This window comes from Vibrio sp. 10N.261.52.C11 (genome assembly GCF_041471405.1).
Classification (GTDB): domain Bacteria; phylum Pseudomonadota; class Gammaproteobacteria; order Enterobacterales; family Vibrionaceae; genus Vibrio; species Vibrio crassostreae_C.
The window spans coordinates 1-16558 of sequence record NZ_JBFROI010000011.1; the positions used below are offsets into that span (position 1 = coordinate 1).

General features: G+C 43.6%; 15 protein-coding genes and 1 pseudogene. 11 read left to right on the plus strand and 5 right to left on the minus strand.

Features of this window, described 5'->3' with window-relative positions; translation table 11 throughout:
- Positions 1–181: 181 nt before the first annotated feature.
- Both AB4323_RS03575 and AB4323_RS03580 read right to left on the minus strand, forming a co-directional pair.
- Positions 182–574 carry a RidA family protein gene (locus AB4323_RS03575; RefSeq protein ID WP_017065166.1) on the minus strand — a complete coding sequence of 131 codons (393 nt, stop codon included), beginning with the start codon at positions 572–574 and terminating at the stop codon, positions 182–184.
- A gap of 103 nt (positions 575–677) precedes the next feature.
- Positions 678–2111 (minus strand): amidohydrolase family protein, encoded by a 1434-nt coding sequence (locus AB4323_RS03580; protein ID WP_017065165.1) that lies wholly within the window; start codon positions 2109–2111, stop codon positions 678–680.
- A gap of 176 nt (positions 2112–2287) precedes the next feature.
- Between AB4323_RS03580 and AB4323_RS03585 the strand changes: the two genes are divergently transcribed.
- The gene (locus tag AB4323_RS03585) at positions 2288–3562 is read left to right on the plus strand and encodes an amino acid deaminase (RefSeq protein WP_372151642.1); all 1275 of its coding nucleotides are present in this window, start codon (positions 2288–2290) and stop codon (positions 3560–3562) included.
- A 173-nt stretch (positions 3563–3735) separates the two neighbouring features.
- The gene (locus AB4323_RS03590) at positions 3736–4599 is read left to right on the plus strand and encodes a MurR/RpiR family transcriptional regulator (protein WP_017062019.1); all 864 of its coding nucleotides are present in this window, start codon (positions 3736–3738) and stop codon (positions 4597–4599) included.
- Here AB4323_RS03590 and AB4323_RS03595 read toward each other — a convergent pair.
- Positions 4596–5135 carry a hydrolase gene (locus AB4323_RS03595; RefSeq protein ID WP_372106675.1) on the minus strand — a complete coding sequence of 180 codons (540 nt, stop codon included), beginning with the start codon at positions 5133–5135 and terminating at the stop codon, positions 4596–4598. The genes AB4323_RS03590 and AB4323_RS03595 overlap by 4 nt on opposite strands.
- 192 nt (positions 5136–5327) lie before the next feature.
- On the opposite strand from AB4323_RS03595, the gene AB4323_RS03600 reads away from it, so the two are divergent.
- From AB4323_RS03600 to AB4323_RS03625, 6 genes and pseudogenes are all read left to right on the plus strand, one after another.
- Complete coding sequence (locus AB4323_RS03600; RefSeq protein WP_372151644.1) at positions 5328–5912, plus strand: porin family protein; 585 nt, start codon at positions 5328–5330, stop codon at positions 5910–5912.
- Between the two features lie 232 nt (positions 5913–6144).
- Positions 6145–7767 carry a phosphoethanolamine transferase gene (locus tag AB4323_RS03605; RefSeq protein WP_372129510.1) on the plus strand — a complete coding sequence of 541 codons (1623 nt, stop codon included), beginning with the start codon at positions 6145–6147 and terminating at the stop codon, positions 7765–7767.
- Between the two features lie 326 nt (positions 7768–8093).
- Entirely contained in the window at positions 8094–9029 is a 936-nt protein-coding gene (locus tag AB4323_RS03610) for a CorA family divalent cation transporter (RefSeq protein WP_017062015.1), read from the plus strand.
- Positions 9029–9604 carry a mechanosensitive ion channel family protein gene (locus AB4323_RS03615; RefSeq protein WP_017070158.1) on the plus strand — a complete coding sequence of 192 codons (576 nt, stop codon included), beginning with the start codon at positions 9029–9031 and terminating at the stop codon, positions 9602–9604. Before AB4323_RS03610 ends, AB4323_RS03615 begins: the two co-directional genes overlap by 1 nt.
- Positions 9605–9622: 18 nt before the next feature.
- Positions 9623–9822: pseudogene (locus AB4323_RS03620) on the plus strand (AraC family transcriptional regulator); the annotation flags it as partial.
- 134 nt (positions 9823–9956) lie between these two features.
- Positions 9957–10589, plus strand: coding sequence for a triacylglycerol lipase (locus AB4323_RS03625; RefSeq protein ID WP_050647609.1), 633 nt, complete (start codon positions 9957–9959; stop codon positions 10587–10589).
- A gap of 133 nt (positions 10590–10722) precedes the next feature.
- Here the strand turns inward: AB4323_RS03625 and AB4323_RS03630 are convergent, their stop codons facing one another.
- A complete protein-coding gene (locus AB4323_RS03630) occupies positions 10723–11697 on the minus strand; it encodes an arginine deiminase-related protein (RefSeq protein WP_017061193.1) in 975 nt (324 codons plus the stop codon).
- A 586-nt stretch (positions 11698–12283) separates the two neighbouring features.
- Between AB4323_RS03630 and AB4323_RS03635 the strand changes: the two genes are divergently transcribed.
- Both AB4323_RS03635 and AB4323_RS03640 read left to right on the plus strand, forming a co-directional pair.
- Positions 12284–14134 carry an ABC transporter ATP-binding protein gene (locus tag AB4323_RS03635; RefSeq protein ID WP_372151646.1) on the plus strand — a complete coding sequence of 617 codons (1851 nt, stop codon included), beginning with the start codon at positions 12284–12286 and terminating at the stop codon, positions 14132–14134.
- A 286-nt stretch (positions 14135–14420) separates the two neighbouring features.
- A complete protein-coding gene (locus AB4323_RS03640; protein WP_017065155.1) occupies positions 14421–15125 on the plus strand; it encodes a hypothetical protein in 705 nt (234 codons plus the stop codon).
- Between the two features lie 108 nt (positions 15126–15233).
- Here AB4323_RS03640 and AB4323_RS03645 read toward each other — a convergent pair whose 3' ends face one another.
- Positions 15234–15722, minus strand: a complete 489-nt coding sequence (locus AB4323_RS03645) for an Lrp/AsnC family transcriptional regulator (protein WP_004732526.1) — start codon at positions 15720–15722, stop codon at positions 15234–15236.
- A 278-nt stretch (positions 15723–16000) separates the two neighbouring features.
- Here AB4323_RS03645 and AB4323_RS03650 point away from each other — a divergent pair, with 278 nt between their 5' ends.
- Entirely contained in the window at positions 16001–16171 is a 171-nt protein-coding gene (locus AB4323_RS03650; protein WP_017061196.1) for a hypothetical protein, read from the plus strand.
- The last annotated feature ends 387 nt before the right edge of the window (positions 16172–16558 follow it).

Here is a 16558-nt window from a genome sequence, read left to right on the forward strand (position 1 = left end):
GTTCATTCTTGAACTTTATTTATGATTCATTCATTTTTATATTTCATATAATTACTTTATTGATTTTATCTATTTTAATTAAAGTAATTTTTATAAATGTAGGGTGAGAGTATTAAAGGATAATAACAGGGATGACTAACCCCTAATACTCTCTAAGTAGGTAATTGTGATTAGGTTATTACTAAACGCGATCCGCGCGGTAGCAAGTCACATCTACTTCAACCTTCACGTCTACCACTAGGTCACAGACCATGCAGATACGAGCCGGTGGGTTAGCACCGAAGAACTCTTTGAATACCTTATTAAAAGATTGGAAGTAACGAGAATCCGTTAGCACAACCTTTACGTGCATTACGTCTTCTAGGCCGTAGCCCGCTTCAGTCATGATATCGACACAGTTTTGGATCGCTAGGCGAGACTGGTCAACAATGCCACCCTCTACCACTTCACCATCTGTCATCGGTGTCTGGCCAGAAACGTATAGGAAACCACCCGCTTCAGTTGCGCGTGCAAATGGTAAATGTTGTCCGCCTGTACCTGTACCGCCTTCAACACCGTAACGTTTAATAGTCATTTTTTAACTCCACTTCTTTATAGATAATATTGGTTCTGTTCCAATATATTTAAATTAATTCGTCGTTTTCTTATTACTGTATATTTAATAAAATAATTAAATTCTAATTACGGTAAATAAAAACGCCTGAACGATTATTTTTTACTTTTCCTTTTTGGTAAGTTAACTCACCATTTACAAATACACTTTCGATTCCCTCAGCAACTGAAATAGGGTTTTCAAATGTTGCTGTGTCTTTAATATTCTTTGGATCAAATAAAACTAAGTCGGCAAATGCGTCTTGGCGAATCTCACCTCTTCCCGCGAGGTTGTAGCGCTTCGCAGACATTCCGGTCATTTTGTGAATCGCTTCTGGCAGCGCAAACAGTTTTTCATCTCGGCAGTAGTGGCCTAAGACTTTCGGGAAAGTGCCCCACAATCTTGGATGTGGATGCGGGTCATTTGGTAAACCATCAGAACCAACCATGGTCAGCTTGTATTTCAATACGCGCTTTACGTCGTTCTCATCCATGCAGTGGTAAACCGCACCGGCTGGTTGAAGCGCTTTTGCTGCGTCCATCAGTGGTAGGTTCATCTCATCAGCAATCTGCTTAAGCGTTTTGCCTGCATGTTCAGGCTTTGCTTTAGACCAAGTGATGAAGATGTCGAAATCGTCTGTCACCTGTTTCAGATCTAATGTCGAAGAGCTCGCTGAGTATGGATAGCAGTCGCAAGACACATCTTGGTGCTCTGAAACCTTGTCCATCAAATCAAGCACTTCAACAGTTCTGCCCCAGTTGCCTGCACCTGCACATTTAAGGTGAGAGATAACAACGGGTACTTTCGCGTATTGCCCGGTCTCAAACGCTTCTTCCATCGCGCTTAAGATCTCTTCGAATTCAGTACGCATATGCGTGGTATAGATACCGCCATGACTAGACAGCACTTTCGCTAACTGCATCACCTCATTCGCGTTGGCTTGCTTCGCACTTGCGTAAGCCAAACCTGAACTCAAACCCAGTGCACCCTGCTCCATCGCTAAATCAAGGTTGCTTTGCATTGCCGCGATTTCTTCTTCGCTTGCGGTGCGTTGCAGGTCGTCCATCACTTGGTTACGCAGTGTAGTGTGGCCAACTAATGCTGCTACGTTCACCGCTGGTTGCGCTTGCTCTACCGCTTGTGCATACGCCGCAAAAGTTGGGTATTTAAAATCAGCCTGCGCACCTAAAAGATTCATTGGGTCAGGTGGATCGCCAGCCAAAACCGTTGGCGATGCGCTGATGCCACAGTTGCCAACAATCACGGTTGTCACACCTTGGCTGATCTTAGGTAGGCAGTCTGGGTAACGAATTACGTTGGTATCGTCATGTGTATGTACATCGATAAATCCAGGAGCCAATGCTAAGCCTGCTCCCTCAACCAACTGGCCACAATCTTCGTGATCGATTTGACCAATTTCGGCGATTTTTCCATCAAGGATTGCTACATCGGCACAAAACGATTGTTCGCCGGTGCCGTCAAACACCTCTACATTTTTGATTATCGTATCGAACAACATTTTTCACTCTCTCAATCCACTGTGTTGATGGAGCTATATTAGAAATCCAGCCGATTATTTTCAGTGACAAAACACACATAATATTTTAATTTGTGTGATAGTTTCTATCACAAAACACATTATAGATATATTTAAACATTAAATAACAACCACTTAAATCATGTTAGGAATCAGCAATGAAACATAACCCTGCACAAAAATATGTTATAAAGTATCAAAAAGATAGTTTCATCTTGACTGAAAAAGGCCAAAAAGGGAGAGCAGTATCACAATCTGAGAACGGTGTTTATCGACTGGTTGATGAAGACATTTCGCTTCCGGTAGCAATTATCAAACAATCAGCGTTGACCAATAACCTGAATTGGATGCAATCATTCGCCGATCATCATCAGGTTAAATTGTCGCCACATGGCAAAACATCGATGACGCCTGATTTCTTCCGTCAACAGCTAGAAAATGGCGCTTGGGGAATTACCGTTGCGACACCTGCACAAGCAGAAATTGCAGCAATGGCAGGCGCAAAAAGAATCATCATGGCTAACCAATTGGTAGGTAAAACCAACATGGCGATCATCGAACAGCTTATTAGTGAGTTCGACGTTGATTTCTATTGCTGTGTGGATTCATCGGTAAACGTGCAGCAACTCAACCAATACTTCGCCAACAAAAAGCAGACGCTAAAAGCTCTAATCGAGTTTGGTGTTCCGGGTGGCCGTTGTGGTTGTCGTTCACCTCAAGAAGTTTTAGAACTGGCTCAAACCATTCAAGATACGCCTGCACTTTCGCTAGCGGGTATTGAGGTGTATGAGGGCGTGATTCATGGCGACAATGCCGAGCAAGACATTCGTACCTTCTTAAACCAAGCGCTGACCTCGGTCGAAAGCCTCGCATCAGACGGTTTAATTACCGGTCAACCTATCATCACTGGTGCAGGTTCGGCTTGGTATGACGTGGTTGCAGAATGTTTAGCGAACCTAACCGATTACTTGGCGATCATCCGCCCGGGCTGTTACGCGATTCACGACACAGGTATCTACCTAGACGCTCAAAGCAAGGTGTTGCAGCGTGCCCAAGTAAACCAAGGTTACGCGTGCGAATTGGGTGGAGATCTCGAATCGGCACTTGAGGTATGGGCGTATGTAATCTCTCGCCCAGAACCGACCAAACTAGTTGTTGGGCTAGGCAAGCGTGATGTTGCCTTTGATGCGGGGTTACCTATTGCCGAACGCGGCTATCGCAATGGCGAAGCTATCTCTGTGAAAGGGCTGACTGCGACCGCCGTGATGGATCAGCATACCTTTGTTGAAACGGACGGCTCTTCTGAAATTGAAGTGGGCGACATGATTGCATTCTCAACCTCACACCCGTGTTTAACCTTCGATAAGTGGCGCTACATTGCCATCAGCGATGACGACCATCAGGTAACAAACTGGGTGGAAACCTGCTTCTAGTTCGATTTTTCAATAAGCTAGAATCAGCGAAGCAATAAGATATACTAACGGGGCTAAGGCTTAGTTTTTAATGGATTAGTGCTCATAAAAAGCTAAAGAGCTTGCTTCTTACGAGCTAGATTCTTAATAACTAGGTAATAACGATTAGCCCCATCAACAAAGGATCAGGATTCTTGAGTTTAGAAGTAGATATCATTTCACAGATAACGGAGCGTTTTCCCGCTCTTCGTGATGCAGAGAAAAAAGTCGCTAAGCTGATCATGGACGACATTGATTTTGCTGCCAATGCCAGCATCACAGAGCTTGCTGAAAGCGCTCAAGTGAGTGAAGCCACCATTACACGTTTTGCTAAAGCGATCGGTTGCAGCAACGTACGTGATATGAAGATTAAGTTGGCTCAGACGCTAACCGTTGGCCAGCGCTTTATCCTCGAACCGGTTGACCAAACGGGTTATCAAGGTATCTACGAATCGATCAAGCAAAGCCTAGACATCAACCGCACCTTGTTCAAAGAGCAAGACGTTGAAACCGCAGTCAGCTGGCTGCATAACGCCAGACAGATCATTGCTATTGGTATGGGTGGTGGTTCAACCATTGCTTCTCAAGAGCTGCAACATCGACTGTTTCGTTTAGGCTACCCAGTGGTGTCGTACAACGATGGCTTGATGTCACGTATGGTTGCTGCTACGGCAGATGCTAATGACGTAATGGTGATGATCTCTGCGACTGGCTTTACACCAGTGATCACAGAAACGGCAGAGCTGGCTAAGCAGTACGGACTTAAGATCATTGCGATTACCCCACAAGATACACCGCTAGCAAAAATTGCCGATATCTTGTTACCCATCAAGCATATGGAAACCGACTTCATCTACAAGCCGTCGGCTTCTCGCTACGCTATGTTGGCGTTAGTGGATGTGCTTTCTATGGGAATCGCAGTCAATCACAAGAACCGTTCGCGCGACAAACTGCGTCGCTTGAAAGTTGCGCTCGATTCTTACCGAGGCGGTGGCGATAGACAGCCTCTCGGTGATTAACGAATCAAGGATAGAATGAGCTTAAATTCACGCGCGCGGCAGTCTTTCACAAGCTCGTATAAGCTCATTTCTAATCCTGTGATTTGGATACCAGCATCCATTAGTCGACGGATTGCCAGATCTTTGTTGAGTGCCGTTCGTGAGCTAACACAGTCGCCAACTACCTGAACCTTGTACCCAAGTTCCAACAACCCCATTGCGGTTTGATAAACACAAATATGAGCCTCAATACCACACACTAACCAAGTCTCTACATCCTTGGCTTGAACCGCCTCAACAAACTTGGGCTCATCACACGCGTTAAACGTGAATTTAGGTATTGGTTTAACATCACTCAAAAGGTCATTGAGTTCATCAACCGTCGCACCTAGCTTCTCTGGATTCTGCTCCAAACGAATAATTGGCAGACCCAAAACCTGTGCGCCCTTAATCAACTTTCCACAGTTAGAAATAAGTGTCTCATTCTCATCAACAAGGCGTGCAAGCTTACCTTGCACGTCCACAACCACCAAACCTGTGTTTTGTTTCATTAGCATGTGTATTCCTTGTTTTTGGCAGCCTAACTCACTACGCAACCGGATGAGCATTTTTTCTACTATGTAACGATTCAACTTACAAAGCCATACAGTAATAGCTACAAGACTACGGAATAATACTCACCAACGGTCGAAAGGTCGCAAAACAAAAATAATTGATACTGGCATGACATTTAAGAGTGAGTAACAAAAATGAACAAGATAACAAAATCAGCATTAGCACTGGGTTTAATCAGCGCAGTTTCTCTTCCAGCTTTAGCAGCAAGTACTGACGGCGGTGCGTACATTGGTGGCGGACTTAGTGTCTACCAAGATTCTGACACAGACGGTCACGGTAGCTTAGATTCAGATGGCATGGGCTACAACCTATACGGCGGCTACCAATTCAACCGTATCGTAGGTGTTGAACTTGGCTACACAGATTACGCAAACTACAAAAATAGCGCTGAAAAGCTGTCTCCGACGTCTGTTTCTTTGTCAGCAAATCTTGGTTACACATTCGACAACACAATCCGCCCATTCGTATTGGCTGGTTTAAGCTCTGTTGACCTAAACGCAAATAAGAGTGCTGGTTACGCTGATGACAGCGGTACGGGTTTCCACTTTGGTGTAGGTGTTGAATACACGCCAATCGAACACCTAACGCTACGCTTAATCTCGCAAGCGGATGCAGTAAGCGTAGACGACACGGTCCAATTTAAGAACTCTCAGATATCAGCTGGTGACCACACGCTTGCCTTCAAAAGCATTAGCTTCGGTGGTTCATACAACTTCTAATGTGATTGAACCACATAGAATAAGCTGAACATACTAATTCACTTTGCTGTTCCACCTTGTCATGAAGGTCACTCAGTAAAGTAAATTTTTTGTATCTACACACCTTAGCGTCATTTCACTTTAGCCAGTTTATCGCTCAGCGCCTTCTATTTGAGCTTTATGCATTGATATTAGAGCTTTCTTGGTAGCGAGACTAAAATAAAGGGATAAGTGACACAGGAAGACAAGACCTATGAATCTACCACGCTTAAACATGTCGATAAACAAACTCCCTTTCGTTTTGGCAGTGTATTACCTGCTTGTCATTAACTTGCCTATCTCACGCGAACTGTTCAATATTCTTAGTGCCTCACAAGCCGAAAGCATTGGGTTTATCATCTCGATCCCATTTTTCTTTCTCGCCGCATTCAACTTTATCTTTCAAGTATTCAACTGGCCGATATTCGCCAAAGCTTTTTTTATCTTGTTACTACTTACTTCCTCTTTAGTCAGCTACAGCATGTTCAACTACGGCATTTTTGTAGACTATGGAATGATAGAAAACGTCTTCGAAACCAACAGCGGAGAGGCTGCTAGCTACCTAAGCAGCTATTCTATTTTATGGTTTGTTCTGATGGGAGGAGTCCCGTCACTGCTGCTTTTATTTACGGATCTTGAAAGAGAATCTTGGAAAGATTTTGCTATTGGGAAGGCGATTGGATTGCTCTCTTCGTTGATCGTCATTGCCATCATTGCCGGGTTGTTTTACAAAGATTATGTGTCGATTGGTCGTAATAACTCTCATCTTAAAAAGATGATCATTCCGACCGAATACGTAGCATCAACAGTCAAATACATCAATAACACCTACATCAAACAGCCCATCCCCTATCAAGAATTGGGATTAGATGCTCAACTCAAGCCACAAGCAAAAGCGGCAACCAAACCGACCTTATTGGTGTTTGTTCTTGGTGAAACAGCACGTGTATATAACTACCAATATTATGGCTATGAGAAAGAAACCAATGCTCATACCAAACCCTATAATCCGATCTTTTTCTCTGATGTTCAGTCATGCGGAACAGCCACTGCGGTTTCTGTGCCGTGTATGTTTTCTAACATGAACCGAAGCAACTACGATCGCGACAAAGCCTACAACCAAGATAACGTAGTCGACATTATGAACCGCGCGGGCATTCACTCTATCTGGCGAGAGCACGATGGTGGAGACAAGGCGGTCGCACATCGAATCAAAGAGATGACTCTCGTCGCCAAAGACAGCGACCCGCTGTGTAATAAAGATGTGTGCTATGACACAGCCATGCTAGAGAACTTCGAACAAGATACTCAAGTTCTTAAACAAGATAGCATCATTTTCTATCATATCTCCGGATCTCACGGCCCAACTTACTTTGAGCGATACCCAGAAGATCATAAGAAGTTTGTGCCAGACTGCCCACGTTCTGATATCGAAAACTGCACCAAAGAGCAAGTGGTCAACACCTACGACAACACCATCTTGTACACAGATTTCTTTCTATCACAGGCTATTCAGAAGCTAGAGAAACTCACCGATAAGTACAATGTTGCGCTGATGTACATTTCCGATCACGGAGAATCATTGGGAGAAAATGGCGTCTACTTACACGGCATGCCTTATTCATTGGCACCGAAAGAGCAAACCCATGTGCCTATGATAATGTGGATGTCTGATGGTTTCGCCGAGCAGAAAGGGATAAACCAGACCTGCTTAAGAAAGGCAGGCAAAGAACAGAGCTTCTCCCAAGATAACCTGTTCGACTCTTTACTCGGCCTAATGGATGTACAAACCAAAGAATACCGAGAAAACCAAGACATTTTTGCTGCGTGTCGGTAGTGCTTTTACTTATGTAAACCATCGGAAAACTCGAGTTGCCTGAACAAGCTCTCCGCAACCTCCCCTAAAAAGAAAAGACCTCGGTCTTTTCTTTTTTTCGTCGCTAACATGGAGCCAGAGTGCTAATTTATAACGACGAAACAATGAGCTACATTTAATAGAGACAATAATGGAAGAGTCCGTCGTACTCCAAAGACCAACATGTCTTATTAGACTTCATCTCACTCACATCGCTCATTGAACTTACCACGATTAAGCTCAGTTCAATACCGCGCCTGAATGGCGCATAATATCAATGTTTACGTCATATCATTAAGGACAAATGAATGGACGCTTTCATAATTTCAAGCTGGCAATTTTCTGAGGGGGTGGCACATGAACACACCACCAGCCCAGCCTCATTCGAGCAATCAACTTGGTATCACTGCCAAAGAGATGCTGACGGTTTGAGAGAATGGCTCCACAGTAATACGGTTCCAAATGCCATCATCGATTCATTACTCACCGATGACACCCGCCCTCGGTTCGAACAATTTGGCCACGACTGTTTTTTGATGATTCTGCGAGGCATTAATCTAAACGAAGGTGCTAACCCTGACGACATGCTTAGCCTACGCATCTTATGGTACAAAGGCACTTTAATATCGACACGTAAAGTTCCTTCAAAAGCGGTCAGTAATCTGATATCTGATCTCAAACAAAACCAAGGCCCTACATCATTACCTGATGTGTTGTTGGGCATGATCCGTGGAATCAACCACAGTATTTCAACCTTCCTAGCACCCGTCGAACTATTAATTGACGAGTTAGAATCTACATCCAATATCGACATAAGATCCATTAACGCTCTACATTCAAGGCTACTCAGACTAAGGCGTTATTTGAAGCCACAGAAATACGTTTTTGAAGATTTAATGAGTGACCTACCTGCGCCATTGAGTAAGCACAACAGTCATATAAAGAACAGCCTTGATACCATCCTGAGAATTAACGAGTCTGTTGAGTTTTACATCGAACAAATTAATGTATTTTTAGCGAGCCTAAGTCAGCAACAAGCTGAAAAAATGAATAGAAATACGTACCTATTTTCTATCATTGCAGGTATTTTCCTCCCTGCTGGGTTTTTCACCGGTTTACTGGGTGTCAATATCGCTGGGATACCCGGAACAGATAACCCGATAGCATTTCCACTATTTTGCGTTGGGCTGCTCGTGGTCATAGCGGCAGAGGTCGTTATTTTGAAAAAATTGAGGTTTATTTAATGGTTGAGTTTTTGCAATCCAATATGTGGCTTAGACAAGTAGTTTTAGGTTTACTTCTTATCACTGTGTATTGGGTGATCAAACGCTTAGGTAAGAACTGGATAGAAACATTAGCGGAAAATAAGCGTGTCGAATTGAAGCGAAAGCAGTTCGTGATTAAGTGTTTCAATATTGTTCTGTTTCTACTCTTCATCGCTGTGTTTACGATTGTTCTTAACTTGGGTTTTGGTGATATTTCTCTGTTCTTGTCTTCGATATTTGCGGTGCTGGGTGTCGCTTTATTCGCGCAATGGTCGATTCTAAGTAACCTCACAGCCAGCGTACTAATATTTTTCGTCTTCCCTTATCGCATTGGCGACAGAGTAAGAGTCGCGGAGAAAGACGAAGACATCAGCGGTGTGATCATCGATATCACCATGTTCCATGTTATTCTTCGACACAGTTCGGGCAACATTATCACCTACCCTAATAACCTGATCCTACAAAAAGGCGTAATCAAAGTTTTGGTTGAACCGGAAGCAAAAAGTGAAGCAGGTGATACTGAGCTAACCAAAACTGAAAATTCAGAATCATAAGATTTACTGGTGCCTTAGATATCGGCAAGTCAAACAGATAGACACAGCGAACTGATTCGTAAGATATTAAAAGAGCTTAGTTCGACATGGATTGCAAAACTTGGCGATAAAGGACATTAGAGAGAAGCTTCAATAAGGTAAAAAGTCTAACACCCAATACTTACGCCAAACAAGGCGGATTAACCATAGATGTGTATGGTGGAGTGAGATCTGACTAACCCACCTTTTCTCTATGACGAACGCACTGTTTATAACGTACACCTCTGTCTTTTGTGCCCCATTCGTAGCAAGTTTTATTGAGTTTAGATTTGCGACTAAATATACTGGGGACATCATCAGACGGAGGACAAAAATGAATAATAAAAACAAACATATAGTTTTAATTCATGGTCTATATATGCCTGCGTTGATCATGCAGTATCTGGATAGAAACTTCAAAAAACGCGGCTTTACAACGCACAAGTTTGCCTACAACTCGCTGCGTTTCCCTTCTGCAGCCAAACGCCTCAATCGCTTCGTAAATGCTCGCTTTAATGAGTACGATGAGGTCTATTTTTTTGGTCACTCACTCGGTGGCTTACTCATTCGTCACTACTTTAAGTTTTATCAGCCCAATTTTGCCGACACCTGCATTATTACCGCAGGGACGCCGCACAATGGGGCAACTATCGCCAAAACACTGTCGAATCATGGGCTTGGTTTTATATTTGGTTCGAGCAAAATGATCTTAAGCGATGGCCTGGGTGACTACGATATTGATGTGCCGATTGGCGTGATTACAGGTACCTACGACGCCGGAGTCGGACGTATTGTTCTGGGAAGAAACCCGGGCGATGGCACAGTCACACTCGAAGACGCCAACCTGAGAGGAGCAACGGATACTTACGCCCTCAAACTCAACCACACGGCGCTCGTCTACTCCAAAGAAGTCGTAACACTGTCGGCTCAGTTCATCGAACACAGAGCTTTTAAGGACGCTTCATAGCTTATTTCCATTAGCTTTTGCGCGTTGACTCCTGTATCGAGCTCTGTTCTCTTATATGTGAAAGACAAAAACAAAAATACCACTCTGCGATAAGAGTGGTATTCAAAGATTCATTACTGAAAGTGAGTGCTTGTTACAGACGATTTACTCGCGTTGGTAAAAACACCTCACCCAACATGCATCGCACCGAACCACCGCCAATGTCTTCAATCGTTTTCACGTTAAATGGCAGCAGTTTTCCATGCGTCGAAAGCTGAGCTAACTGGGCTGGAGAAAACGCATCGTAAGCCGATTGAGACATCGCGATCACCTTGTCGCCATTCACGGTTTCAAGCTGCAGGATGTTGCCACAGAAACGGTTCATCTGATCAATTGAGATAGAGATAACCTGCTTATCTTTAGCAAGCGACTTCACCACAAAGCGGCGTTCAAACTCAGGAATCACTTCATCACAGATCACGCAGAAGTTATCGCCAATCGCCATCATCACATTGGTATGGTAAATCGGTTGGCCAGACGGTAATGCCGTTTGGAACGAGACCACGCGAGAATAACCAATGCGCTTCGCATAATCTTCTAACACTTCGCGGTCACAACGCTGAGAAAGCGCAGCGTAGATGGTCTTGTTGATATGGTCGATAACCATCACGCCCGTGCTCTCTAGATAAGAACCTTGCGCGATGTAAGACTCTAGAGACTCGCTATGGTTAACAATGCGACCCGACGCTTCTAACGCTTCAATAAGAGCATTTGGCTTAACTTCATTCTGACGGTTTTCACACGCCATAGGGAACGTGAATAAGCTTCCATCACTACAGGTACTGAACCAGTTGTTTGGGAAAACAGCATCCGGAGTTTCAACGCCCAATTCTGGGTAATCAAACTCTACAACTTGCACACCTTCTTTACGCAACGAAGCGACCATAGCTTTAAATTCGGCCATCGTTTCTACTTTCACCTCAGCTTCGGTCAGATTAACTCTGTGCTGAAATTCGTTATCACGTGCTGTTTCTTCGTTAAATTTAAACTCTTTTGGTGGCACCATAACAACGCAATTGGCGTTTTGAACATTAGTGATATGAAGTGATTTTTTGTGTAGGTTTAACATTTCAACCGTCCCTATCTTTTATTTACTTCAGAATTGTAAACAACTTGTTACGACAAGATTCACTGAAAAGAATATTTATTTGAATATTTATCCCAAACAATTCCTGCAAAAGTCAGTTTATTCGGTAATTTTTACTGCAAGATAACAGCACATCAGAAAGAACCAACTGTATGCATATTCGTTAAGTCACTTTATGGATAAATATTCTGATTCCATTTTCTCGCCCATCACGAGTTTTGATTACAATTCAATCCATTTAACGTTAGGATTATCACCGTTGCATAACAATCAATTACGTTTGAAATAAGCTTAACTTTTCCTGTCTAATTCAATCTAAAATAAGCGTCATGAAAGACACTCTTTGGACCTTTCCTGTATCGCTTAGACAAAGTTTTAGTGTTTTAAAGCCAAGTGCCTAAATAGGCGCTAGAACAAAATCCATCGAATGACTTAATACTGATAAGAACCCATGGGCGCTTATATAATTTCAAACTAAGACAGTTAAATTTCGAATCAAGACCATAAAAACAAAGCTGCACCAACGATGCAGTCGCTTATAGATGCACTAGTTTATAAAGGGAAATCTATGTACAAGAAATTTGAAGGCTTTACTGAAGCCTTTCCAAAGGGAGAGCCGATACAACCTCCTACTGGCATACTGGCATTCTGCCGCCATTACACTCGAGGTTTCGAAAAACCATTGATTTTGCTCGGGTTGATGAGCATGACCATCGCGATCATCGAAGTCGCGCTGTTCGGTTACATGGGGCAATTGGTCGACTGGCTATCAACAAGCAACCCAGACACTTTCTTAGCAGACAACGAATCGACATTGATGGGGCTCGGTATTCTGCTGTTGGTTGTGATGCCAATCTTGATCAGTGTTTACTCGCTATTGCTTCACCAAACTTTGCTGGGCAACTACCCAATGTCGATTCGTTGGTTAGCACACCGCTACCTTTTGAAGCAAAGCCTGTCCTTCTATCAAGATGACTTCGCCGGACGTGTCGCGACCAAAGTGATGCAAACCTCGCTTGCAGTGCGCGAAACTGTGACCAAGATGGTCGATGTGTTTGTCTACGTGACGGTTTACTTCACGGCGATGCTGTTCATGCTTGCTGAATCAGATTGGCGCTTGATGGCTCCGATGCTGATTTGGCTATTCGTTTACATCGGTATTCAACTGCACTTCGTGCCAAAGCTAAAAGACGTGTCTTCAGAGCAAGCGGATGCTCGTTCACTGATGACAGGTCGTATTGTTGATAGCTACACCAACATCGCGACGGTGAAATTGTTCTCACACAGTAAAAGAGAAACCAAATACGCCGAAGAAGGCATGGAAGGCTTCCTAGATACTGTGCACCGCCAAATGCGCTTGGTAACCGGCTTCAACATCTGCGTGGAATTCGCTAACTATCTATTGGTGTTCAGCATTGCGGGTATCTCTATCTACCTATGGCTAGATAGCGCAATCACCGTGGGTGCAATCGCGATTGCGGTCAGCTTGGCTCTGCGTATTAACGGCATGTCGAAATGGATCATGTGGGAAATTGGTGGTCTGTTTGAGAACCTTGGTACCGTGATTGACGGCATTAAAACTCTGTCTAAGCCTATTGCTATTGAAGACAAGAAAGACGCGAAGCCTCTGGAGGTTCCACAAGGCGGTATCAACTTCGACAATGTAAGCTTTAACTACGGTGAGAATAAGGGGGTGATCAACAACCTAAACCTCAACATCAAACCGGGTGAAAAAGTGGGTTTGGTTGGCCGTTCAGGTGCAGGTAAATCGACCCTAGTTAACTTACTACTGCGTTTCCACGATGTAGAAAGTGGTCGCATCCTGATTGATGACCAAGAGATCTCGAGCGTTACTCAAGATTCTCTGCGTAGCAACATAGGTATGGTGACCCAAGATACCTCACTGCTGCACCGTTCGATCAAAGACAACATTCTTTACGGTCGACCAGAGGCATCAGACGAAGAAGTATACGCGGCAACTAAACAAGCACACGCGCATGAGTTTATCGAAACGCTAACCGACCCGTTTGGCAACATTGGTTACGATGCTCAAGTAGGTGAACGTGGCGTTAAGCTTTCTGGTGGTCAGCGTCAACGTGTCGCTATCTCACGTGTTCTTTTGAAAAATGCACCACTATTGGTTCTCGATGAAGCAACTTCTGCACTCGATTCTGAGGTAGAAGCGGCCATCCAAGAGAGCTTAATTGAGCTAATGGAAGGCAAAACGGTTATTGCGATTGCACACCGCCTGTCGACCATTGCAGCGATGGATCGCCTGATCGTACTCGACCAAGGCAATATCGTTGAAGAAGGCACTCACCAAGAGCTGATTACACAAAATGGCATCTATGCTCAATTGTGGAATCACCAGACCGGTGGCTTTATTGCCGATGATCTTGAGCAAGCTACAAACGCTTAATTTTTGTGCTATTTTAAAAGTGCGATGTGATTCACAGCAATTTGTTTATTAGCGGTAAATTACACATGGCAGAATGTTATGTCGTAATTATATAATGACATTAACACCAAAGACGCCTCGCTTGCGCGTTCTGGAATAAGGCTAGACTTCGGGGGGAGGCTAGCCTTTTTTATGCCTGCTATTTGGCGCTCTTTGCTACCTGTCCAATAAACTTCATCGATCCTTTTGTTTTTTTCTTGGCGTTTTTTTCTTAAAATGCGCGCAATATTCTTTCTAGAGATCAACCATGAACAAAAGTGTCTTAACTAACGTTATCGCGTTAGCGCTGCTTGCTGGCGGCTATGCGACAGCAAACCAATACTTGCTTTATGCAGGCCTATTCGCCTTTTCTGGTGCCATCACCAACTGGCTTGCGATTCACATGTTGTTCGAGAAAGTACCCGGCCTATACGGTTCTGGAGTGATTCCAGCGCGCTTTGAAGAGTTCAAGGCAGCCATCAAGCAACTAATGATGGAGCAATTCTTTACAGAAAGTAACATCGACCGCTTCCTAAGCAGCGAGATGACAGGAAAGTCGCTCAATCTAGAGCCTGTGATTCAGAAGATCGACTTTAACCCTGCATTCGACTCACTGGTGCATGTTATCGAGAACTCTCAGTTTGGCGGTATGTTGGCAATGTTTGGTGGCACAGAAGCACTAGAGCCAATGAAAGCGCCGTTTGTTGAGAAGATGCAAGAATCTGTGATTGAAATCAGCAAGAGTGATTCTGTAAAAAATGCCATCAAAGACGAGCTAGAATCGCCTGCGATGATGGATGAAATCAAAGAAAACATTGAGGCGATCATCGATCAGCGCTTGAATGAACTAACACCTAAGCTGGTTAAAGAGATGGTTCAGACCATGATCAAGAAACACCTTGGTTGGTTGGTCGTTTGGGGCGGTGTATTCGGTGGTGTGATTGGCTTAATCTCTGCGGCCATTACGCTTTAAGGCGAACAAGTTTATCGGGTTGCTCTTTATCTGACGCTCAACAAAAAATGGAAGCTTATTGCTTCCATTTTTTATATCTAAATCACGTTGGTAAGCGAAATTAGGCCACTATTTTAGAGTTGCCAACAACTCAGGGTTCACGCCGAAGCCCTTTTTATGCTCTTCAATCACCACTTCACTACGTGTCTGAATCACACCAGGCAAGGTACCTAACTTTGTTGCCATAAACGCTTGGTACGCCTTCATGTCTTTCACTCGAACCTTGATCATGGTATCGAAGTCTCCCGACAATGAATAACATTCTTCCACCTCGGGCATCATTTCAACCGCTTGGGCAAACTTATCAAAAATAGAAAAGCTAGTCTGGTCGAGACGAATATGGATAAAAACTTGGACATCGAGTCCCAACTTTTCTGAACAAAGCTCAGCATGATAGCCCGTGATGTAGCCCTCTTTCTCCAATCGCTTGAGTCTATCAGAGCAAGGTGACGTCGTAAGGTTGACCTGTTTTGCCAGTTCAACAACAGGTAAACGCCCTTTCATATGCAGAATTCTTAGTATCTCTTTATCGATACGATCGAGCTGATGCTGAGACATAACATTCCTTAAACATTCTAAATTCCGCTCAGTATATTCCATACCAAGTGCAATCGAAGAAAACCTCGCTCACACATTTAAAAACTAAATGCACGGATGATATTCACGCCAGATATAAACACATACAAATAGATAAGAACCCTTATAAATCAAACTCTGGTTATTAACAAATTATTATAGAAATGACCCGATTAACAAATAAGTTGAGCCGGAAACGAAAGAAAGGATATAGGCCAAAGTGAATAATATAATTATCAAAGAGAAAGGATGACTCTATTATGAAAACGCAAGAACTCGCATATAAACCTTACGGTATTGGTTCATGGACACACGTAACGGTATCAAAAGATGTTGCTCAGGCACTAGCAAATGAATACTCAAACTATGGTTGGGATGTGAAGATTGATGGCGACGCCATTGTTGCCGAGCTAGCACTCAAAGCCGCATAGAAACGCAAAAACCTCCTAAAACGGAGGTTTTTTGATCTAAGTTAGTGAGCGCTTACTGTAAGTTAAGCTAAACCAATTTGGGGTACAGTACTTCCTGTTTCGCAACGACAATTGCACGTGCGGCAGAAGTGCTGAGTTTCCATATCGTAGTACAGGTTTCCACTAAATAGTTTTGACGTCCATTGCATCATACGGCCAGAAGCTGTCTCGGGCTCTGATTCACAACGTTTCATTATAGACTTATGTAGTGTTGTTTTTTTACATCCTTTGCAATAGAGATCAGGCATACCTTTGTCCTATAGGTCTTTAGTGGTTACTGACAATTGACACATCATGTCCAATTCGGTTCCACAATTCACCGAGCTAATGACAAAAGTGAGCGCCAAG